This is a genomic window from Nitritalea halalkaliphila LW7, assembly GCF_000265075.1.
Taxonomy (GTDB): domain Bacteria; phylum Bacteroidota; class Bacteroidia; order Cytophagales; family Cyclobacteriaceae; genus Nitritalea; species Nitritalea halalkaliphila.
The window spans coordinates 90412-110235 of sequence record NZ_AJYA01000002.1; the positions used below are offsets into that span (position 1 = coordinate 90412).

Annotated in this window: 15 protein-coding genes and 7 pseudogenes; 16 read left to right on the top strand and 6 right to left on the bottom strand. The window is 50.4% G+C overall.

Features of this window, described 5'->3' with window-relative positions; all coding sequences use genetic code 11:
* Positions 1-230 precede the first annotated feature (230 nt).
* The 3 genes and pseudogenes from A3SI_RS00980 to A3SI_RS00990 form a co-directional block, all read right to left on the bottom strand.
* Positions 231-1775 carry a YifB family Mg chelatase-like AAA ATPase gene (locus tag A3SI_RS00980; protein ID WP_009053216.1) on the bottom strand — a complete coding sequence of 515 codons (1545 nt, stop codon included), beginning with the start codon at positions 1773-1775 and terminating at the stop codon, positions 231-233.
* A 21-nt stretch (positions 1776-1796) separates the two neighbouring features.
* Positions 1797-2177 (bottom strand): hypothetical protein, encoded by a 381-nt coding sequence (locus tag A3SI_RS00985; protein WP_009053217.1) that lies wholly within the window; start codon positions 2175-2177, stop codon positions 1797-1799.
* Positions 2178-2221: 44 nt separating this feature from the next.
* Positions 2222-4053: pseudogene (locus tag A3SI_RS00990) on the bottom strand (ABC transporter ATP-binding protein).
* 288 nt (positions 4054-4341) lie between these two features.
* Between A3SI_RS00990 and A3SI_RS00995 the strand changes: the two are divergent.
* The 15 genes and pseudogenes from A3SI_RS00995 to cysM all read left to right on the top strand — a co-directional run bounded on the left by A3SI_RS00995 (position 4342) and on the right by cysM (position 15905).
* Positions 4342-4590 (top strand): type B 50S ribosomal protein L31, encoded by a 249-nt coding sequence (locus A3SI_RS00995; RefSeq protein WP_009053218.1) that lies wholly within the window; start codon positions 4342-4344, stop codon positions 4588-4590.
* Positions 4591-4659: 69 nt separating this feature from the next.
* Positions 4660-5106, top strand: coding sequence for a putative sugar nucleotidyl transferase (locus tag A3SI_RS21940; RefSeq protein WP_009053219.1), 447 nt, complete (start codon positions 4660-4662; stop codon positions 5104-5106).
* Entirely contained in the window at positions 5016-5849 is an 834-nt protein-coding gene (locus tag A3SI_RS01000) for a putative sugar nucleotidyl transferase (protein ID WP_316929026.1), read from the top strand. The genes A3SI_RS21940 and A3SI_RS01000 overlap by 91 nt, the downstream gene beginning before the upstream one ends.
* A 9-nt stretch (positions 5850-5858) precedes the next feature.
* Positions 5859-6992, top strand: a complete 1134-nt coding sequence (locus tag A3SI_RS01005) for a DNA polymerase III subunit (protein ID WP_009053221.1) — start codon at positions 5859-5861, stop codon at positions 6990-6992.
* A 64-nt stretch (positions 6993-7056) separates the two neighbouring features.
* Positions 7057-7449, top strand: a complete 393-nt coding sequence (locus tag A3SI_RS01010) for an ATP-dependent zinc protease family protein (RefSeq protein WP_009053222.1) — start codon at positions 7057-7059, stop codon at positions 7447-7449.
* Positions 7446-8357 carry a 30S ribosomal protein S6--L-glutamate ligase gene (rimK, locus tag A3SI_RS01015; protein WP_009053223.1) on the top strand — a complete coding sequence of 304 codons (912 nt, stop codon included), beginning with the start codon at positions 7446-7448 and terminating at the stop codon, positions 8355-8357. The genes A3SI_RS01010 and rimK overlap by 4 nt, the downstream gene beginning before the upstream one ends.
* Positions 8354-9287: pseudogene (gene hemC, locus A3SI_RS01020) on the top strand (hydroxymethylbilane synthase). The gene rimK and the pseudogene hemC overlap by 4 nt, the downstream one beginning before the upstream one ends.
* Positions 9280-10125, top strand: coding sequence for a peptidylprolyl isomerase (locus A3SI_RS01025; RefSeq protein ID WP_009053225.1), 846 nt, complete (start codon positions 9280-9282; stop codon positions 10123-10125). The pseudogene hemC and the gene A3SI_RS01025 overlap by 8 nt, the downstream one beginning before the upstream one ends.
* Positions 10103-11043 (top strand): annotated as a pseudogene (locus tag A3SI_RS01030) (SDR family oxidoreductase). Before A3SI_RS01025 ends, A3SI_RS01030 begins: the two are co-directional and overlap by 23 nt.
* Before the next feature lie 35 nt (positions 11044-11078).
* Positions 11079-12467, top strand: coding sequence for a sodium-dependent transporter (locus A3SI_RS01035; protein WP_050977296.1), 1389 nt, complete (start codon positions 11079-11081; stop codon positions 12465-12467).
* 233 nt (positions 12468-12700) lie between these two features.
* A pseudogene (locus tag A3SI_RS23470) lies at positions 12701-13275 on the top strand (porin family protein).
* Positions 13276-13481: 206 nt separating this feature from the next.
* Complete coding sequence (locus A3SI_RS21370; RefSeq protein WP_262491744.1) at positions 13482-13607, top strand: hypothetical protein; 126 nt, start codon at positions 13482-13484, stop codon at positions 13605-13607.
* Positions 13588-14136 (top strand): hypothetical protein, encoded by a 549-nt coding sequence (locus A3SI_RS01050; protein ID WP_040669725.1) that lies wholly within the window; start codon positions 13588-13590, stop codon positions 14134-14136. The genes A3SI_RS21370 and A3SI_RS01050 overlap by 20 nt, the downstream gene beginning before the upstream one ends.
* Before the next feature lie 28 nt (positions 14137-14164).
* Entirely contained in the window at positions 14165-14992 is an 828-nt protein-coding gene (locus tag A3SI_RS01055; RefSeq protein WP_009053228.1) for a serine O-acetyltransferase, read from the top strand.
* Between the two features lie 8 nt (positions 14993-15000).
* Positions 15001-15905 (top strand): annotated as a pseudogene (gene cysM, locus A3SI_RS01060) (cysteine synthase CysM).
* Positions 15906-15915: 10 nt separating this feature from the next.
* Here the strand turns inward: cysM and A3SI_RS21375 are convergent.
* From A3SI_RS21375 to A3SI_RS01070, 3 genes and pseudogenes are all read right to left on the bottom strand, one after another.
* Positions 15916-16353, bottom strand: coding sequence for an Ldh family oxidoreductase (locus A3SI_RS21375; RefSeq protein WP_262491745.1), 438 nt, complete (start codon positions 16351-16353; stop codon positions 15916-15918).
* A pseudogene (locus tag A3SI_RS21380) lies at positions 16295-16992 on the bottom strand (Ldh family oxidoreductase). Before A3SI_RS21380 ends, A3SI_RS21375 begins: the two are co-directional and overlap by 59 nt.
* A 58-nt stretch (positions 16993-17050) precedes the next feature.
* Positions 17051-18007, bottom strand: coding sequence for a Ppx/GppA phosphatase family protein (locus tag A3SI_RS01070; RefSeq protein ID WP_009053229.1), 957 nt, complete (start codon positions 18005-18007; stop codon positions 17051-17053).
* 165 nt (positions 18008-18172) lie between these two features.
* Between A3SI_RS01070 and A3SI_RS01075 the strand changes: the two are divergent.
* A pseudogene (locus A3SI_RS01075) lies at positions 18173-19756 on the top strand (acyl-CoA carboxylase subunit beta).
* Positions 19757-19824 lie beyond the last annotated feature (68 nt).

Consider the following 19824-nt stretch of genomic DNA (forward strand, 5'->3'; position numbering starts at 1 on the left):
ATCAAATTTCCGGCTGATGGCTTCCCGTACTTTCCTCTTGCGCAAGATAAAACATAGTCTCAATATGCGGTATTTTTATTTTTTTTTCAAAACTTAAAAATTGAAAAAAAATAACATCATTAAAATTAAATATAAATTTATCAAGTGTGTTTAGTTCTTTTATATGTATTGACCCCCTTATTTCAAGAGTGTGTTCGAGCCCTTAGGATCGTGTTACACATGCAAGGCTTTTAGTAGGCCTCTGCCCAAGAGGATCGGTCTAAACTTCGGTATTGGATGGCTTCGGCCAAGTGTTCCGGTAATATTTTTTCCGAACCAGCGAGATCTGCTATGGTTCTGGACACACGTAAAATACGGTCATAGGCACGTGCAGAAAGGCCTAGACGCTCCATAGCTGTCTTTAAAAGGAGTTTACACGCATCGTTTAGCACACAGACTTCCTTTACGAGCTGAGAGGGCATCATCGCGTTATGATAGATATGGGGCGTCTCACGAAAACGTGCGGTCTGCCTGGCTCTGCCCTGAATGACACGCTCGCGAATGGAAGTGCTACTTTCCGCTTTACGTGTGCTCGTAATTTCTTCGAAATTCACTGGCGTCACTTCGATGTGTAAGTCGATACGGTCCAGTAAAGGACCACTTATTTTATTTAAATACTTCTGTACCACCCCAGGGCCACAGATACAAGCTTTCTCTGGGTGGTTATAATATCCACAGGGACAGGGGTTCATGCTCGCTACCAGCATAAAGCTGGCGGGGTAGTCGACTGTCGACTTGGCACGCGAAATGGTAACTTTTCGCTCCTCCAGTGGCTGCCGCATAACTTCTAAAACAGTTCGCTTAAATTCAGGGAGCTCGTCGAGAAAAAGTACACCGTTATGTGCCAGTGATATCTCGCCAGGCTGCGGATTTCCACCTCCTCCGACCAGGGCTACATCACTAATGGTATGATGAGGTGCACGGTAGGGCCTTTGGGCCAAAAGGGCTGCCGTCTTTCCCAATTTTCCCGCTACGGAGTGAATCTTGGTACTTTCCAGCGCTTCGTGTAAAGTCATCGGGGGTAAAATGCCTGGAAGGCGCTTGGCAAGCATGGTTTTCCCTGCTCCGGGAGGTCCGATCATGATCAGGTTATGTCCACCAGCCGCAGCGATTTCCATGGCCCGTTTGATGTTTTCCTGTCCCTGCACATCAGCAAAATCATAAGGAAAATCTTCGAGAGAACTAAAAAAAAGCTCCCGAGTATCGGTGACCTTCGGGTGAATCTGTAGCTCCCTCGTTAAGAAGCCGATGGCCTCTGCCAGACTTTTTACACCGATCACATCGATTTGATTCACGATAGCTGCTTCAGCTGCATTTTCTTCTGGTAAAATAAAGCCTTTAAAGCCCTTTTTTCGGGTAGCGATGGCGATGGGAAGGGATCCTTTTATGGGACGCAGCTGCCCATCTAAGGACAGCTCACCCATGATGGTGTACTGTTCCAGTTCCGGAAAGTGGCACTGACCGGAGGCCTGCAAAATACCTAGCGCGATTGGCAGATCGTATGCAGAGCCTTCTTTACGGATGTTTGCTGGAGCTAAATTCACCACCGTGCGCTGCCGCGGCATGACATAGTTGTAAAATTTTAATGCGGATTCCACACGCTGTTGGCTTTCCTTTACAGCATTGTCTGGGAGTCCTACCATGCGGAAACTTGTTCCCTGACCGACGTCTACCTCTACGGTAATGTGATGCGCGTCCACACCATAAACGGTGCAGCCAAAAGTTTTTGCTACCATAAAAAATATAAGTTTTGTGTACTAAGATTTGAAATTTTGTCTGGGGCGTAAGCTGCTTCCGCGCTTGTCTTCTGGGCCACCTTCCTCTGCTCGCTCTCCTTTTTCTAGCCGCTGCAGCTTGATGCCTTTCTCCAGATCGTAAAGCTTTGCCTTGATTTCTTTAACGGCTAATTCCTTTTTATCTGCCTCATCTTGTAAAGATTTACGGACGAGCCAGCTGCTACCCCATGCAGCTAAAAACAGGAGAAGGCCGAATAGAAGGAAGTAGTTGACCGTTACTGTGCGCAGGCTTTCTAGACCGAAGAGGCCTTTAAAGCTATCAAAGGAGAGAAAAAAGACCAAGCTTACCGCGAAATACAGTAAAACAAGTAAATGTAGGATTTGATCGAGCTTTTTGCGCATGTTACTGTGGGTTTATGGAAGTGAAAAGCGAAATGGCCATATATTTAAACGGTTTGCATGGTAGAAAGTTGTTTGTAGAGTCCATCCTCTCGGAGAAGGGCTTCGTGTGTCCCTGACTGAATGATGCGGCCGCCCTGCACGACTAGAATGCGGTCGGCATGCTGGATGGTGCTTAAGCGATGGGCGATGACCAGGGTGGTGCGGTCTTTCATCAGATGATTTAAGGCTTCCTGTACGAGCCGCTCCGAAGCAGCGTCGAGCGCGGAGGTTGCCTCATCGAGGATGAGAATCGGTGGATTTTTAAGGATAGCTCTGGCGATACTGATCCGCTGTCGCTGGCCGCCACTCAGCTTACCTCCTCGCTCGCCGATATTTGTTTGGTACCCTTCTGGAAGGTCTTGGATAAAGTCATGTGCATGGGCGATTTTAGCGGCTGCCTCTACCTGCTCTTGGCTGACCTGCTCCATTCCGAAGGCGATATTTTGAAATACGGTGTCATTAAACAGAATGGACTCTTGAGTTACTATGCCCAGCTGGCTACGCAAGTCCTCCAGTGTGAAGTCTCGGATATCCTGCCCATCTAAGGTGATGCGTCCTTCCTGAGGATCATAAAAGCGGGGCAGAAGGTCTGCCAAAGTAGATTTTCCCCCTCCACTCGGTCCTACCAGTGCTACGGTCTCTCCTTTTTTCAATTCAAAAGAAACCCTGTCCAGTGTCTGCGTGTCTTGGTAGCGAAAGCTGACCTCTTCGTAGCGAATCGTCTGCTGAAAACCGGAAGGGGCTTGGGCTGGGCAGGGGATTGAATCTTGTTTTCGGTGTCGATGACTGCGAAGATGCGCTCTGCAGAAGCTAGACCACGCTGGATGCTGCTAGCTGCTCGTGAAATTTCTTTAGCCGGATTTAGCACCTGTGTGAAGATGATGATGTAGGTAATAAAGTCCGAGGCGCTCAGGCTACTGGTTTCCAAAAGCACAAGGTTACCCCCATAAACGAGAATGCCGGCGACTACACTAACTCCTAGAAACTGAGAGGTGGGGGAGGCCAATTCATTTTTTTTCGCCATGCTTACATTTACATCCGCATAATAATCTGTCTCTTGATCAAATTTACGCGTGACCCAGGGCACAGCCCCGAAAGCTTTTACCACACGCATGCCGCCGATGGTCTCGTCTAAAATATTCACAATCCTTCCTAAGGAGGTCTGGCTTTCCACGGCTTTGCGCTTCAAGCGCTTCGTAATCCCTCCGATAATCGCACCTGAAATCGGGATGATGATGATGGTAAATAAGGTCAGCTCCACCGACATCAAGAAGAGCACCGCGAAATAGAGCAGGATGGTAGCAGGTTCGCGGAAAATGACGCGTAAAGACTGCACGATGCTGTTTTCCACCTCTTGAATATCATTTGTCATCTTGGAGATCAGGTCCCCTTTACGTTCGCCAGTGAAGTAGCCTAAGTGAAGCTGTGTCACTTTTTCGAAGATGCCCATCCGCATTTTTTTGATGATCTCCGCCCGGAACTGGGCTAACAGTACGCCCGATAGATAGGTGAAGAGGTTGGATAAAAAAACCGAGACCACGATGACGATGCAGACATACACCAGGGTGCCAAACTTGCCGTAGCTTTGCTCCACTTGGAGCAGGAGATGGTTAAATGCATGTAAAAAATAATCGAGCGAAAAGGAGAAGGGCGGTAGCGTTTCGTATTTTTGTAGGCTGTTCGCATCCACCTGTTCGAAGATCACATCGAAAAGGGGTTTTAGTAATGTGAAGTTCAAAAGCCCAAAAATGATGGCAAAAAGCGTGAACAGCACATATACAGGGATGTAGCGTCTAAAAGGTCTGCCGTAGCGTAATATCCTCCAGTAGGTTTTCATAATAGCGTAGTATGGCCGTGCAAGTTACCAAAATTTTATCGAAAGCTTCGGAAAGCCGCTTGCCCGACTGAAGCGAAACCTGGCGAAAAGACCCGCAGAAAGGCACAAGGTAGCACCTGGAAATTAAAAGAGTAGGGAAATAAGTGGGTAAGAACCGATTAAATCGGTTAGAAGGAAGCACATTTCTGTATTTATTTGCGCAGGAAGGCTTGGATAGTTTCGGCGAAAGCGATAACTTTGCGGTTCATTTGAAAAAAGGCATACGATCAAGAGATAATTAATACGACAATGAAAAAGGACATTCATCCAAACTATAGAGAAGTGATTTTCTTTGACACTTCCAGCGACTACAAGTTCATCACGCGCTCTACCATCGAAACTTCTGAGACGATGGAATGGGAAGATGGCAAAACCTACCCTGTATACAAGGTGGAAGTGAGCTCTAACTCGCATCCTTTTTACACAGGTAAGAAGATGATCCTCGACACAGCAGGTCGTGTGGAGAAGTTCAACAAGCGTTACGCGAAAAAGAAATAAGTATTTCCTTTTCGGATATACTGCAGGTCTCTCGGATGGTTATTCGGGAGACTTTTCTATTTTTGTGCTATGAAGCAGTTGGTTCTATTCGATGATCCTGCCATTCGCGCAGGTCTTTTGCCGTTTACCTTTACACGCCCAGTAGCGGATATCCGTGTGGGAATTTTGCGTGTTGCTGAAAAATGGGCACATCATCTTTCAGCAGAGGTGGGGTACCTCACCCAAGATTTTTTACAGGAAAAGTTTCCCCTTTTGCCGGAGGCCACTCTTTTCATTAATGGGGCCTGCCTGCCCGACGCTGCTTTAGTGGAGGCAGTGGCTGCCCTTCAGGAGGGGGAGTCCATCTGGCAGGAGCAGACACTGATCGCCTACCAGGGGCTACGCCGCAGTTTCAGGTGGAGGCGATACCCGAAAAGGGGCGCAAGATGCTTTCAGGGCCGCTGCGTCTCATCCGCTACCCTTGGGATATCTTTCTTCAAAACGGACAAGCGATTCGTGACGATTTCGCCTTGCTAACGGCAGGCCAGGAGTCAGCACCACTGCTGGACCCCCATACTAAGGTGTATGCGCCTGAAAACATTTTTATCGCGCCGGGGGCACGCGTTCATGCCGCTGTGCTAAATGCTTCCACTGGCCCGATTTATATCGGTAAAGATGCTGAGGTTCAGGAAGGAGCGCTTATCCGGGGTCCTTTTAGCATGGGCGAAGGAAGTGTGGTAAATATGGGCGCCAAAGTCCGTGGTGATACCAGTCTGGGACCTCACTGTAAAATCGGGGGCGAGGTTTCTAATGCTGTTTTCTTTGGCTACTCCAATAAGGGACATGATGGCTTCCTCGGAAACGCGGTCATCGGTGAGTGGTGTAACCTGGGCGCGGACACGAATAATTCCAACTTGAAAAATAATTATGCCCCCGTAAAGGTTTGGGATTATAGTAAGGGGCGTTTTACGCAGACGGGGCTGCAGTTTTGTGGCTTGCTTATGGGGGATCATGCGAAATGTGGTATTAATACCATGTTTAATACCGGTACTGTGGTGGGCGTGGGCGCCAATGTTTTCGGAGCAGGCTTCCCGAGGAACTTTGTGCCCGATTTCTCCTGGGGAGGTGCAGCTGGGCTGAGCACCTTTACCTTTTCCAAGTTTGAGGAAACAGCCAGCGTGGTGATGAAGCGCCGCGGGCTGGACTTTGACGCAGTCGAAAAAAACATTTTAGTGCATGTCTTCCAGCTGACGGCAGCCTACCGAATCTGGGAAAAATAAAGCGAGGCCATGTTATTTGCGGAAATTCCCGGACTGGGAGAAGTAAAGGATAAATTAGTACAGGCAGTCAAGCAGCAGCATGTGGCGCATGCCTTGCTCTTTCATGGCCCAGTGGGCAGCCCGACCTTATCGATGGCTTTGGCCCTGGCCACCTACCTGGTCTGTGAAAACAAGCAGGAGCAAGACGCCTGTGGTACCTGTGCTGCCTGTGTGAAGATGCAGAAGCTTGTGCACCCGGATATCCACCTGATTTTTCCCCTTCCCGGCGTGGCCAGTAAGGAGGACGAAAAGGAAAAAGAGGACAAGCCAGACGATAAAACCAGCTTCCGGCGCTTTATCCAAGAAAAACCCTATGGGCTCCCCAGCGACTGGCTCTATTTTTTAGGCGCCGAGAAAAAACAGTTGAACATTTCCAAAAACAGTGCCCGAGAGATCGTACGCAGCTTGTCTTTAAAATCCTTTGAAGGAGGTGCCAAGCTGATGTTTATCTGGTGCCCGGAGTTCATGCACGTGAATGCGGCGAATGCTATTTTGAAGATTTTAGAAGAGCCTCCCGCGCAGACCTATTTCTTTTTGATCACCCATCAGCCGGATCAGCTGCTGACGACGATTCTCTCGCGGACCCAGAAAATCGCCGTCAGGAGTTATACCGACCAAGAGGTGGCCGCCCACCTGACACAGGCAGGGCACTGCAGCGAGACGCAGGCCGAGCAGCTCGCTCCCCTAGCGGACGGAGACATGCGTCGGGCCTATCAACTCGCCGCACAGGAGGAAGATAGCTATACTGAAAAAATCAAGCTTTGGCTCCGCAAGTGCTACGTGCTCGATGTGGTCGGCCTCGCGCAGGAAACCGAGCAGTATGCCAAGCTGGGGAAGGAAGGCCAGAAGGCCTTTTTGCTAGCAGGCCTAAATGTGATCCGAGAGGCCCTTTTACACAGCAGTCAGCTGAGCGATCTGATGCGTAGTGCGGCGGGCGAACGGGAATTTATACAGAAATTCAGCTCTGGGGTTTTAAATGCGCAAAAAATTGAGCAGCTTTATATCTGCTTAAATGAGGCCTATACCCATATCGAGCGTAATGCAAATCCTAAAATTCAGTATACGGCCTTATCCTATCACATCTATCGCATATTAAGAGCTTGATGAGCATGAAGCAAGCAGGAAATTATCCCGTCGTCGGCAGAAGAGAACGTATCAGTGTGCCCGAGTGGGGATTCGCCGCGTGGCGGCAAAGGTCGATACAGGTGCTTACAGTAATGCCATTCACGTCTCCTATGCGCGCTTAGAAACAGCAGCCTCGGGGGAGGAGGTGCTCTGTTTTCTGCCTTTGAGCGAAGCGTTTAAAGCCTTCACCGGACAAGAAATCCGGACAAAAAATTTCACCAAGAAAAAGGTGCGCAGCTCCACAGGGGTGGCCAGTCTGCGCTTTAAAGTGAGCTGTGAGATGCTGCTCGGGGGAGAAAAAATCCCCGTGGACTTCACCCTGACGGATCGCTCAGAGATGCGCTTTCCTGTCCTGATCGGCCGTAAAGCCCTACATAAACGCTTTTTAGTGGATGTGGCGGCTACGTATTTACTTTCAACGAAACACAAACCATGAAAATCGCTATATTATCGCGTAATCCTTCTTTATATAGTACCCGGCGTCTTCAGGAGGCCATCGTAGCTGCGGGCCATGAGGCGCTGATCGTGGACCACTCGCTCTGCGACCTGGTGATCGAGCAGCAAGGTCCGAAAATTATCTATAAAGGCCAGCACCTGACGGATATCGACGCCATCATCCCACGTATCGGCGCTTCGGTGACCTTTTATGGCACGGCGGTGGTGCGTCAGTTTGAGCTGATGGGGGCATTTTCTACCGTCGAATCGCAGGCGATCGTGCGAAGTAGGGATAAGTTGCGCAGCCTCCAGATTCTCTCCAAGGCGGGTTTAGGCATGCCGAAGACGGCCTTCACGAACTTTAGTAAAGGGGGTGAAAAGGCGCTCGTGGAGCAAGTTGGTGGCGCTCCGGTGATTATCAAGCTGCTCGAAGGTACGCAGGGCCTGGGTGTGGTCTTAGCGGAAACAAAAAAGGCAGCGCAGTCAGTAATCGAGGCTTTTCATGGGTTAAAGGCGCGTATTATCGTTCAGGAATATATTAAAGAAGCGAAAGGGGCTGATATCCGCGCTTTCGTGGTAAATGGAAAGGTCGTCGGCGCCATGAAGCGGCAAGGTGCGGAGGGGGAGTTTCGCTCTAACTTGCACCGTGGGGGAAAGGCCACCCTGATTAAGTTAAGCCGCGCAGAGCGGCAGGCGGCGTTACAAGCGGCGAAGGCCCTCGGCCTGGCAGTAGCGGGCGTGGACCTGTTGCAGAGCGAGCGCGGTCCTTTGATATTAGAGGTCAACAGTTCTCCGGGCTTAGAGGGTATCGAAAAGGCCACAGGCATAAACATCGCGGGCGAGATCGTTTCCTTTATAGAGGAAGGCGTGCGCAAAGGAAAACCGCTGAAAAGAGCTATAAAAGAATGAAAGTAGTAAAAATAGGAACCCGCGGCAGCAAGCTGGCGCTTTGGCAGGCGTATCACATTCAGGACCTGCTAAAGGAAGCGGGGCTGGAGAGTGAAATCGTCACCATCGAAACGAAGGGCGATAAAATTTTAGATGTCTCGATCGCGAAAATAGGGAGCAAGGGGGTATTCACCGAGGAGTTGGAGGAGCTTTTGGCCAGCGGCCAAGTGGACATCGCCGTGCATAGTGCGAAGGATATGCAGTCGCGCCTTCCGGAGGGCTTTGAGCTCATCGCATTTACAGAGCGTGAGCAGGAGCAAGACATTATTCTGAGCCATCTGGACACGATCGCGTATAAAAATCCGGAGAAGCCACTGCTTTTAGGGACTTCGTCTACCCGTCGGGTTGCCACGCTGAAGCATTACTATCCGCATATTCGGACGGTAGAGGTGCGGGGCAACTTGCAGACCCGGATCGCGAAAATGGAGTCTGGTGTATGTGATGCGCTTTTGCTGGCCTTCGCTGGTGCACACCGGATGGGCTATGATGCGCTCATTCGCCATCACCTTTCGCTGGAGGAGTTTACTCCGGCGGTGGGGCAGGGGAGTGTGGCCGTGGAGGCCGCGACCAGTCTGGATCCGGCTTTGCGCGAGAAGATTCGTAGGGCTTGTAATCATCCCGAGACGGAGCAGCGGCTTCTGGCTGAGCGCGCGTACCTGCGTGTGCTGGAAGGGGGCTGTAGCATTCCGGTTTTGCGCTGGCGCAAAGTACCCTGAAGGGCTTCAGCTCAGGGGAGGAATCGTCAGTTTAGATGGGCAGGAGCGCATCAGTAAGGTGGTCTCAGGGCCTGTACAGGAGGCGGCTGCCCTAGGGGAGGCTCTGGCGGAACTGGTGCTTCAGGCAGGTGGTGACCGTATTTTAAAGGAAATTAAAACTCAGATGAATGGATAAACAGTACCTACATCCGATTTTTATACTCTTCGTGGGGCTAATGGCTTGGGGCTGCGCTTCCGAGCGTGATACCCTAGTGCGCATCGACACGCGCCATGGCGAGCTGGTAGCGATTTTGTTTGATGAGACGCCTAAGCATAAGGAAAACTTTCTTAAACTCGCTAAGGCGGGTCGCTTCGATAGCACCGAGTTTCATCGCGTTATCGAAAATTTTATGATTCAGGGGGGCGATGTCTTCGGCAAAGAAGAGCTGCCACGCGAGGACTGGTATACCGTGCCTGCGGAGATCAAGCCGGAGCTTTTTCATCAGAAAGGAGCACTCGCTGCGGCGCGTATGGGTAACAATGTGAACCCGGAGCGGGCCTCCAGCGGAAGCCAGTTTTATATCGTGCAGGGAAAAAAATATACGGCTTCTGAGCTGACCACAGACAAGCGCAAGCTGAACGAGCAGTTCATGAAATACTTAGGGCTCGAGAGTCAAAAGCCCCTGCGAGCCACTTATACGGCCTTTTATGAGGCTGGCGATATGCAGGCACTCGATAGCTTGGTGCTGGCCTATAAAGGGGAGTTAGAGTCCTTTTACTCCCTGGATCTGGGGAAAAAAATCGCTCCGGAGCGGGTGCGAGCTTATGTGGAAGTAGGGGGCACGCCACACTTAGACGATGAATACACGGTCTTCGGTCAGCTACTTTCAGGCTTCGAGGTGCTCGATAAGATCGCCGCTGAGCCTACGAACCGCTCCGATAAGCCAGAGGAGCCCGTTTACATGCGTGTCACTTTACAGGAAATGTCCAAAGAAAAAATCTCCAAAGCTTATGGCTACACCTACCGAAAATAAGCGTCCCGTGCTCCTCATTACGGGGGCGAATGGCCTACTCGGCCAAAAGCTCGTGGCCCAAGCTGTGCAGGAGGGACATTTTCAGGTCTTAGCAACAGGGAGAGGTGCTGCGCGCCTGCCGGAGGAGTCGCTACAGGGCGTGCACTGGGAGCAAATGGATGTGGAGCAGGAAGCGGATGTTATGGGCGTCTTCCAAAAGTGGCGCCCCTCGGTATGCATCCATACCGCAGCTATGACGCAGGTGGACGACTGCGAAACAGCGCGCCAGGCGGCCTATCGGGCGAATGTAGAGGCAGTGGCGCATATCATTCGCGCCTGTGAGCAGGCAGATACGCACCTGATTCATCTGTCGACAGATTTTATTTTTGATGGAGCTGATGGCCCCTATGACGAGGAAGCAGCGCCGAATCCAGTGAATTACTATGGGGAAACCAAGTTAGCAGCTGAGCGCTTGGTGCAGGCAGCAGCTTGTCCCTGGGCGATCGTGCGGACTGTCCTGGTGTATGGGATCGCGCATGATATGAGTCGCTCGAATATCATCCTTTGGGTGAAGGCTTCTCTGGAACAAGGGAAAAAGATACAGGTGGTAGACGATCAGTGGCGTACACCGACGCTGGCAGAGGATTTGGCAGATGGCTGTCTTCGGATAGCGGCGCAGGCGCCAAAGGGATTTTTAATATTTCGGGGGAAGACTTTATAAGTCCCTATGCTATGGCGCAGCAGACAGCAGCCTATTTCGGCTTAGATGCCTCACTTATTCAGCGAGCGGACAGCAGCATCTTTACACAGCCGGCAAAACGCCCGCCAGTGACAGGATTTTCTTTGGAAAAAGCAAAAAAAGAATTGGGCTACCAGCCTAAAAGTTTTATGGACGGGATTGCTATTTTATCAAAACAACTTAAATTAGCCCGTTCGTAAAGAATAATTAATTTCACTAAAACGTTTACATTCTTATGGCAATGAGTGCTGACACTCAGGGTAGGGGCCAGTTTGGGTCTCGACTAGGGTTTATAATGGCTGCAGCCGGGTCGGCGGTTGGCTTAGGTAACATCTGGAGGTTTCCGTACATTACAGGTGAAAATGGAGGGGGCGCTTTTGTCTTTGTATATGCGATCTGTGTGGTACTCATCGGTTTACCGCTCCTGATGAATGAAATTTCCTTAGGTAGATTATCAGGAAAAAACCCCATCGGAGCGATTCGCGCCACAGGTGGAAATAAGTTTTGGCAAATCGCAGGTGGGCTCTGTATCCTCGTTTGTTTTTGTGTATTGAGTTATTACTCGGTAATCGCTGGCTGGACGATCGGTTATATCTTTACTGAGCTGATAGACATTCCTGTAGATTTTAAAGAATTTCAAAGCACACCGGCTTATGTAGTCCCGCTGTGCTTTTTGTTTATCTTCATGACCATCGGCGTCGTGCTCGGTGGTGTTTCGGGTGGTATCGAGAAGGCAGCGAAGTTTTTGATGCCTGTACTTCTGATCATCGTGGTTTTTATCGCAGGTAGAGCGGTTACCTTAGAAGGTGCTTCTGCGGGTATCGAGTATTATTTAAAGCCTGACTTTTCTAAAATTACGGGTAAAACCATCCTTCAAGCACTTGGACAGGCGTTCTTTTCTATGTCTGTAGGATGGGGGCTTATGATCACGTTCGGTTCCTACTTGCCGCGCAAGGCAAATATCGTGGGGTCCGCGGGCTGGATCGCGGGCATGGACGGCATAGTCGCTCTATTAGGGGGCTTGATGGTATTCCCAGCGCTTTTTGCACTACTTCCGGGTAAAGATCCTGCGGGTGGACCTGCGCTGGTATTCGATGTACTGCCGAAAGTATTCGACGCGATGCCTGGCGGCAATATCGTCGGTGCACTTTTCTTCTTGCTCCTCCTGGTAGCTGCCCTTACTTCTAGTATTTCTATGCTGGAGGTTCCCGTAGCCTTCTTTATCGATGAGAAAAAGTGGAGCCGTCAGAAGGCTGCTTGGACTGTAGGTATAGCTGCCATGGCACTTTCTATCCCATCTGCACTCTCTTCTATCGATGGTAACTTCTTTAGTACCATTACCTTTAAACTTGGGGGGAATGTACAAACCGGGTTCTTTGATATCATGGACTTTGTCTTTGGAACTTTTGCCGTCGTACTGATCTGTTTCATGCTTAGCCTGTACACAGGCTGGGCGAAGAAAATCGGCACCTTCGCAGATGAATTAGCCAGCGGCTCTCCAGAGTTTAAAGGCTTTTTACGTGGCGCTTGGATCTTCTTTATTAAGTGGGTATGTCCATTGATCATCGCCCTTGTATTATTAGATACGCTCGGTGCCTTCGGTACCCCACAAGAGGGAGGTTGATCCCCGTTTCATCAGATAGCATTTAATAAAAAAAAGTCCCTTTCAAGTAGCTGCTTGTTAGGGGCTTTTCTTTTTTTTATTAAGATTTTTTAACAGATTTGCTCGTTTTGGCCTTTTTTATGCTCTTTGGTAAATCTGAAAGATACTGGAGGCACGTTACTTGATAACTATATCACTTCCAGTGCGTTTTTAACTTTACAAGCAACTAATACTCACACACAATCAGACACATTATGAAAAAACTAATGGTTGTAGCCCTGCTCCTCATGGGCTTTGCCGCACAGGCACAAGAATTTTCTATCGGTCCTAAAGTAGGAGTTAATCAGGGCAATATCCGCGTGAATGGCGCAGGTTTCGAGTCTGGGGATGCGCAGTTAGGCTATCATGTGGGTGCATTTATTCGCTTAGGCGGCAATTCACTGTTTGTTCAGCCGGAGGTGCTATTCACGAATACGGGAGGAGAAATTTTAGCGGATGTAAACGGGGATCAGTTTCGTTTAACGCTAGTTTTAATCGTTTAGATGTTCCGTTTATGGTAGGCTTTAAGCTAGCGAATTTTTTCCGCATTCAGGCAGGTCCTGTAGCCAGCTTCCTAATAGATGGTAATATAGCGGATGCACCTTCGGATATCTCTTTTAATAACACCACCTTCGGCTACCAGGCGGGTATCGGTGTGGATATCGGGAACATGATTATTGATTTTAAATACGAAGGTCCCTTTGGGCGTATCGCCCAAGGTATCGATGGCTTTAATACCGACCAGCGGCAGAATCAGCTGATCCTCTCCGTAGGCTTTAGATTATTCTAAGCAGGTTTCGTATCTTTGCCCTGAGCATTAGAAGCAAAAATTATGAGGGAGATAAAATGGAAAGACAGCCGTCAAATTTACTGGATATTACTTCTGGTGTTTGGGGTATGGATTTCCTTTTTTGATGCAGCAGTTTACGCGTACAGCTGGATTTATGGAAGACGAAGCGCTCCTTAGAGAAGCGTAAGGCGTACTATGAGTCCCGGATGGAGCAGCTGATTCAGGAGCGCGAGGAGCTCTTAGGAAGTGATGCCCTACTCGAAAAATATGCGCGCGAACGTTATTTTATGAAAAAAGCGAATGAAGACGTGTATGTCGTGGAAGAAAATTAGTCTTGCTCTCCTTTTCGGTCTAGTACTTTCTATAGGGATGGAGGTACAGGCGCAGCGGTTTATAGATCCACAGGACTCTCCCCCTTTTAAAGACCGCCTGTATTATGGGGCGAATCTCTCCCTACAGTTCGGGACGATCACTTTTATAGATGTCTCTCCTCTGGCAGGAGTGATGATCACCGATAAGTTTTCGGCAGGATTAGGGGCTACGTACCAGTACTTTAACGATAGGCGCTTTATCGGAGGGGATCAAAGTATCTTCGGTGGGCGGATTTTTACACGCTACAACCTGTTTCCCAATATCTTCGCTCATGCCGAATACGAGTCATTAAACTTAGATGTGTTTAACAGGCAGTCCGAGACGTTTCAGCGCGAATGGGTGCCCGGGCTTTTCGTTGGGGCTGGTTACTTCGTTCCGTATGGAGAGCGTGGAGGGGCTAATTTCAAGCTGCTCTTCAACCTGCTGTATGACAATTTGCGCTCACCGTATGCTGAACCATTCGTGATTCGTGTGGGTTTTGTTTTGTAACGAAACGAAGCTTACCACCCCCTAAAGCATGTCTGATTTTACCCGAAAACTATTTAAAGCCCATCAAGCTTGCCCTGACTGCCCTTCCCCTCAGGCGGTGCATCAGTATTTCGAGCAGCTGATGGCGCTCTTATTTCCGGAATACACTTTGGAGATTTTGCGCAGCGAGACTGCTGTCCAGGCAGGACTTTTGCGCTTAGAATATGAGTTAGAGCAGCTACTGCTTCGCAATAAACACCTGGTGTCCACCCCTGCTTCGGAGGTGGTCGCTACATTTTTTAGTCAGCTAGAAGAAATTTACGATGCTATCCAGCAGGATATCGATGCGATGTATGCGGGGGATCCTGCGGCCAAGTCGCGAACGGAAATTTTAAGAAGCTATCCGGGGTTTTATGCCATCGCCGCCTATCGGGTGGCGCATGCGCTCCATCACCTCGGCGTGCGGATGATTCCGCGTATGCTTACGGAAATCGCTCATAGCAAAACCGGTATCGACATACACCCGGGCGCTGAGATCGGTGCGCACTTCTGTATCGACCATGGTACGGGTATTGTCATCGGCGAAACGACGAAGATCGGTGCACATGTGAAAATTTATCAGGGGGTTACTCTGGGTGCCCTCAGCGTGGATAAGGCCGACGCGGATAAAAAGCGTCACCCGACCATCGAGGAGGGAGTGGTCATTTATGCTGGAGCCACCATTTTAGGAGGCAAGACGGTGATCGGGGCTAACTCCATCATCGGCGGGAATGTCTGGCTGACGAAAAGTGTCCCCGCTGGCAGTAAAATCTATTATCAGTCGAAAATGTACGATGCTTCCGGAGATGTCTCAGACGTCTACGTGCTGAAAACGTAAAGCGAATCATGAAAAAATTAACGGACCTGATCGGAGGCACGCCTCTGGTGGCCTTACAGCGCATTCCCACCCGCCCATCCGTGAAAATCTACTGCAAGCTGGAGGGGCAGAATCCCGCAGGAAGTGTAAAAGACCGTGCGGCATTTAACATGATTCAGGCAGCTTTAGAGCGCGGGGAGCTTCAGCGAGGAAGTCATCTCATCGAGGCCACCAGTGGAAATACCGGTATCGCATTAGCCATGGCAGCGAATCTCCTGGGCGTCAAAATGACTTTAGTGATGCCCGAAAATGCTACTCGGGAGCGTGTGCTCTCCATGGAAGCCTATGGTGCCCGCGTTTTACTCACAGATGCGCAGGGGGGGATCGAGTATGCCCGCACCTTTGCCGAAGGCCTACGCGACAGGGAAGGCTACTTTATGCTGAATCAGTTCGCGAATCCTGATAATTACCGCGCCCATTATAAGACCACGGGCCCTGAAATCTGGAAGGATACGGAGGGCAAGGTCACCCACTTCGTCTCTGCCATGGGGACTACCGGTACCATTATGGGGGTGAGCCAGTATCTAAAGGAACAGAATCCTGCGATCCAAATCGTGGGTACCCAACCTACGGAGGCTCCAGCATCCCGGGAATTCGACGCTGGTCGCCAGAGTTTTTACCCCAGATTTTTGATCCTTCTCGTGTGGATCGGGTGATCGATGTGAGTGAGGCCGAGGCCAAAGCCATGACGCGAAGGATGGCGCTGGAGGAGGGGATTCTCGCGGGGATGAGCAGTGGAGGGGCGCTTTGTGCGGCTTTAAAGCTCGCCGAGGAGCTGGAGGAAGGGCTCATCGTAGCGATCACCTGCGATAGAGGCGATCGCTACCTGAGCAGTGATCTCTTTGCGCCGGAGGCGGAAAAGCCAGCGGGCTAAAAACCTGCCATTAAAGGGGCAGCGCTACGCCCATAGATTTTCCAAGGGCCTGCAAATCACTGATAACGGGGTCTAGAAGCGGGATGCCCTGCCGTGTGCGCTCGGCTTCTAATAGGCGCTCGGGCTCTCCGGGGATAAGTACCCGCTCGGCGCCTTCCACAGTCTGGGCGGATGAAAAGCGTCGAATCCACTGATCCATGTGCTGCTTAAACGTCTCCGCCGGGCGGAAGGCGTCCACGCGCATGGCGCCGAAAAAGTGGCCGAGACCCTCTCCGACGGGGTTGGGATCCGGCTCTAAAAATGCGACGAAAGGGGGTACCCAAGGGCCATAATTCGCACCTGACAGCACAGCGGAAAAGATATCCACGATGGCACCTAAGGCATAACCTTTATGTGAGCCATGTTCTCGGTCTCCTCCTAAGGGCAGCAGTGCGCCTCCTTTTTTCACCCATGTGCATCCTGTGTGGGCAGTCCCGCGGCGTCTTGGATCCAGCCTCGGGTGCGTCTTGGCCCTTACGCATTAAGATTTCTAGTTTGCCATTCGCGGCTGTGGTGGTGGCCATGTCGGCGACGAAAGGGGCCTCTTCTCCGGCAGGGATCGCCACGGCTATGGGGTTTGTGCCCAGTAGGCGTTCGCGCGAAAAGGTCGGGCTTACCAGTGGACTGGCATTCGTCATGGCGATGCCGATCATGTCTGCCTGCAGCCCCATCATGGCATGATAGCCAGCGATGCCGTAGTGATTGCTGTTTTTAACACTCACCCAGCCGGTCCCTGCGCCTTCGGCCTTGCGCATGGCTACTTTCATGGCAAAGGGACCGACCACCAGGCCAAGCCCTCCATCACCATCTACTACGGCAGTGCTGGGAGTTTCATGAATCACCTGTATGTTCGGGCGGGCATTAATTCTGCCTTTTCCCAGAGCCGCACATAGCCACTCAGGCGGGCGACGCCATGGGAGTCTACTCCCCGCAGATCTGCGCTTAGCAAGACACGGGCGGCAAGCTCCGCCTCCGGTTCCGGACATGTCATTTGGAGGAAAACGGACTTCGTAAAATCAAATAATGTAGCGTAGGAAAGTAGCTGCATAGCATCTTTTTTAGGGGCGCATGGCGCAAAAATCGGGCAATTCTTTGCGCCCCGCGCGTCAAGAAATAAGGGTGGAATTAAATATACGTGCTACAGCACCCTCTTTAAGGGCATAGCTGGTGCAGGTGATCGGGGCTTCAGGGAGTAGGGTGAGGATATGGTCGATGAGGCAAATGGCTACCACGATCATATCAGCACGCATGGGAATCATACCGGGTAGTTGCAGGCGTGCCTCGCGATCACTTTCCAGGATCTTTTTAGCCATTTTCTGGTAGCGTTCGAGGGGGAGCGCATGTGTCAAGTATTTTTCTCGCTTATGGGGCTGGCCCTTAGCTGCGGCGGCGCGGTCCATGTCGTGCAGGGTGTCGAAGGTTCCGGAAGCCCCTACCAGTCTTTTGGGCTGATAGTGCTGGATGGCTTCGGCTAGAGGGAGCAAAGCCTCCTGGAGGTAGCAGTGCAGGTCTTGCTGTTCGCTGGGAAGTAGACGCGCCTCGGGTTGGTGAAAGCGATCCATCAGGCGCTGTCCGCCGATTTCAAAGCTCTGTTTCCAGTCCACACGCTCTTCGCTACCGATGATAAACTCCACCGAGCCACCGCCTATATCCATCATGAGTGCGCGTTCTCCTTTTAGAGCGCCAGAGAGGCGGATCCCCTCATAGATGAGTAGGGCTTCCGTGTCGCCGTCTATAATTTGGATGTCAAAACCAAAGCGCTGGCGTACTTGTAGCAAAAAATCCCCGCTATTGCGTGCATTTCTAAGGGCACTGGTGCCGAAAACCTGTAGATGCGTCACTTCTTCGGCTGCTAGCAGCTGGGCGAAATGCTGGAGGGTGTGCAGCCCCCTTTTCATGGCAGCCTCGCTGAGGATGTTTTTAGAAATACCACCCTCGCCCAGTTTAACTGGAATTTTTTCTTTGTATACCGTGCGAAAGTGCTGCTGCTCAAGGAGCTCGACGATGAGCAGGTGGAAGGTATTCGTTCCCAGATCGATAATGGCGGCTTTGGAGAAGCTCATTATGTAGATTTTTTTTCCCTGCGCGAATATAGGTAGTTATTCCATAGCTTTTGCCGTATGTATAAAAAATGCCACGAACTATTGCAATTTATCATTCTTTTGGCAGTAAAAGTTTTAGGCGGTATCTTTTGCTGCTTATATTTGGTAAATTTAAATCGTTAGTATATGGATAGTCAGACGAAAGGTGTTTATACTTTACCCAGTAACCAAGAGAAAATAGAGCTACTGAAGAAAAAAAATGCGGAAGCACTTTTAGGGGGTGGCGAGGAGCGTATCGCGGCGCAGCATAAAAAAAGGCAAGCTTACTGCGCGCGAACGTATTCATTTACTGATGGATGAAGGCACTTCCAGGAGATCGATAAGTTCGTGATGCATCGTGCGAAAGATTTCGGATTAGATAAAACACATTATTTAGGAGACGGTGTGGTCGTGGGTTATGGGGAGGTAAACGGTCGTCTGACGTATGTGTTTTCTCAGGATTTTACTGTCTTTGGGGGCTCTCTATCTGAAACTCATGCAGAGAAAATCTGCAAAATTATGGATATGGCCATGAAGAATGGTGCTCCTGTTATCGGTCTTAATGATTCTGGAGGGGCTCGAATCCAAGAGGGTGTGGTTTCTTTAGGAGGTTATGCGGATATTTTTTACCGGAATACGCTTGCCTCAGGGGTGATTCCGCAGATTTCTGCCATCATGGGGCCATGTGCTGGTGGGGCAGTGTATTCGCCTGCGATTACGGACTTTATTTTAATGGTGGAGAATACCTCCTACATGTTCGTGACTGGGCCTAACGTAGTAAAAACCGTGACGCAGGAAACAGTTACGGCAGAGGAACTGGGTGGTGCCAGTGCGCATAGTTCTAAGTCTGGCGTAACGCATTTTGCCTGCGCAAACGAACTAGCTGCGATTCAGCATATTAAAAAATTACTGAGCTATATTCCACAAAACTGCGAGGACGATGCGCCCGTGTATCCGTATGAGATGCTGGCCTCTGAGCGCAGGGAGGTATTAGATACCCTTATTCCGGATAATCCGAACACGCCGTATGACATGCGTGAGGTGATCGCCGGCATCGTGGATGAGGAGTCTTTCTTCGAAGTGCATAAAGATTATGCGGAAAATATCGTGGTGGGCTTCGCGCGTATCGCAGGGCGTAGCATCGGTATCGTAGGGAATCAGCCACAGGCTATGGCAGGCGTTCTCGATAACGATGCATCGGTGAAGGCTGCCCGTTTTGTGCGCTTTTGTGATAGCTTTAATGTTCCTCTGCTCGTATTAGTAGATGTGCCGGGCTTCTTACCAGGGACAGACCAAGAGTGGAACGGGATCATTACGAATGGAGCTAAGCTACTGTATGCTTTCTCCGAGGCCACCGTGCCACGTATTACGGTGATTACACGGAAAGCGTATGGGGGTGCTTATGATGTGATGAACTCGAAGCACATCGGTGCAGACTTGAACTTTGCTTGGCCTACAGCTGAGATCGCTGTTATGGGTGCTAAAGGTGCTGCTGAAATTATCTTCAAGCGTGAGATCGCGGAGGCAGAAGACCCTGAGGCGAAGCTGCAGGAAAAAGTAGATGAGTACACGGCGAAATTCGCGAATCCGTACCGTGCTGCACACCGCGGGTTTATCGATGAGGTAATCATGCCGGCAGAAACGCGCGAGAAACTTATCCGTGGCTTTAAGATGCTCGAAAACAAGGTGGATCAGCTTCCGAAAAAGAAGCACGGAAATATTCCTTTGTAAGGTTTCGGGACAGCCGCAGACCTGAAACGCCATGCTCAGGTCCGCAGCCCTGTGTACCGAAGCGGATG

Coding starts and splice junctions, on each gene's coding strand:
- A3SI_RS01070 (WP_009053229.1), bottom strand. CDS start 18,007: ATGAGCTTCTCCAAAGCCGCCATTATCGATCTGGGAACGAATACCTTC.
- A3SI_RS01055 (WP_009053228.1), top strand. CDS start 14,165: ATGTCTGATTTTACCCGAAAACTATTTAAAGCCCATCAAGCTTGCCCT.
- A3SI_RS21370 (WP_262491744.1), top strand. CDS start 13,482: ATGGAGCAGCTGATTCAGGAGCGCGAGGAGCTCTTAGGAAGTGATGCC.
- A3SI_RS01000 (WP_316929026.1), top strand. CDS start 5,016: ATGCTTTCAGGGCCGCTGCGTCTCATCCGCTACCCTTGGGATATCTTT.
- A3SI_RS01050 (WP_040669725.1), top strand. CDS start 13,588: ATGTCGTGGAAGAAAATTAGTCTTGCTCTCCTTTTCGGTCTAGTACTT.
- A3SI_RS00980 (WP_009053216.1), bottom strand. CDS start 1,775: ATGGTAGCAAAAACTTTTGGCTGCACCGTTTATGGTGTGGACGCGCAT.
- A3SI_RS00995 (WP_009053218.1), top strand. CDS start 4,342: ATGAAAAAGGACATTCATCCAAACTATAGAGAAGTGATTTTCTTTGAC.
- A3SI_RS21940 (WP_009053219.1), top strand. CDS start 4,660: ATGAAGCAGTTGGTTCTATTCGATGATCCTGCCATTCGCGCAGGTCTT.
- A3SI_RS00985 (WP_009053217.1), bottom strand. CDS start 2,177: ATGCGCAAAAAGCTCGATCAAATCCTACATTTACTTGTTTTACTGTAT.
- A3SI_RS01005 (WP_009053221.1), top strand. CDS start 5,859: ATGTTATTTGCGGAAATTCCCGGACTGGGAGAAGTAAAGGATAAATTA.
- A3SI_RS01035 (WP_050977296.1), top strand. CDS start 11,079: ATGGCAATGAGTGCTGACACTCAGGGTAGGGGCCAGTTTGGGTCTCGA.
- A3SI_RS01025 (WP_009053225.1), top strand. CDS start 9,280: ATGGATAAACAGTACCTACATCCGATTTTTATACTCTTCGTGGGGCTA.
- rimK (WP_009053223.1), top strand. CDS start 7,446: ATGAAAATCGCTATATTATCGCGTAATCCTTCTTTATATAGTACCCGG.